This window comes from Acidovorax sp. SUPP3334 (assembly GCF_030159055.1).
GTDB lineage: Bacteria > Pseudomonadota > Gammaproteobacteria > Burkholderiales > Burkholderiaceae_C > Paracidovorax.
The window spans coordinates 1-1,252 of record NZ_BQXQ01000105.1 but is presented as its reverse complement, the minus strand read 5'-3'; the positions used below and the strand labels follow the sequence as shown (position 1 = coordinate 1,252).

At 50.6% G+C, this 1,252-nt stretch carries 1 protein-coding gene; it reads left to right on the top strand.

The genetic code is table 11. The features are described 5' to 3' along the window. The first annotated feature begins 212 nt into the window (after positions 1-212). A complete protein-coding gene (locus AVHM3334_RS23660; protein ID WP_284415872.1) occupies positions 213-1,100 on the top strand; it encodes a site-specific integrase in 888 nt (295 codons plus the stop codon). The last annotated feature ends 152 nt before the right edge of the window (positions 1,101-1,252 follow it).

Sequence of the window (1,252 nt, the reverse complement as noted above, 5' to 3'; positions counted from 1 at the left end):
AGGCCCAGGAAAGGCCTCGGGGTACGATCACCTCTGGCGGTCTACCGGGAGTTGCTCATCAACAGCCCGCAGCACTCCACCGAGATTCATTGAACCCAAGGTGTTGCACTTCACTTTTGAATCCGCCAAGCCTTCCGCAAACCAAAACCCGGTTGAGGCCATTCCTCGAACGTTTCGGAACCAAGCAGATCGGCACACTCACGCCTGCCGACATGGAGAAATTCAAGAAGGACTTGGTTTTCTACCCTGTCAATGCGCCAAACCTGCGCAATGCCGTAAATCTGACGTTTGACGAAATTGTGAGCCGTTCCCGCCGCAAGCTGTTGTTGGACAATGACGGCGCTATTGCAGAGCGCCTTACGGAAGCCACGCTTGAAGGCTATGTAACGGTGGCAATTAAATTTTTGGAGATCGCTGCAAAGCAGTATGCGGTTAATGAACTCGTAATTAAAGGGTTTGAGGTAAAAACGAATGCGCGCAAAGGAACAATAAAACGAGCATTCACGCAAGCTGAACTAAAAGCAATCTTTGGCGATGCGTATTACGAAAATGCGAACTACAACAGAAGCTATCAGTACTGGGTTCCTTTGCTCGGGCTATTCACCGGGGCGAGGCTCAATGAAATATCGCAATTGCAGCTAAATGACGTAAGGCAAGACGACGCCGGACTCTGGTACATCGACATTACCGCATCAGCTGACGACGATGAAGACGAAGACACGAAATCAGTGAAGAACGAGGAAAGTCGTCGCCTCGTACCGGTTCATCAAACATTGCTAGATTTAAACTTCATTGACTTTGTAAAAGAACAGAGGCGTTCTGCACCTTCCCGTAAAGCTGAAATTGAGACTAAGGCCGCAAGCGCCAAGCCCGGCACAAAAGAGGCTAACGCCAAATACACCCCAAACCTTTTTGGGCTGACATCTGGCACAGGGGACAAGTATGGAAAAGCGCCGGGACGCTGGTTCAATGAAACATACATTGCTGAATACCTTGAAATAAAGCAACCCGAAATCTCCTTTCATAGTTTTCGTCACCGATTTGTTACGTCTTTGGCGCAAGCTATTGTGGGGCTCTATGCCGTTTCGAGTGGAACTTGACCTCAGGGAACATGCGGGGTAATGCGATAGTGCTGGGCTGAAGCGGAGGCAAGAAGATGAGCGTTGGTGTAGAGACCTTGTTCACGGCGGCGCTGGGTTTGCATGCACCGTGGTCGGTCAGCGAGGTGGACCTCAAGACGGCCAAACGGCGC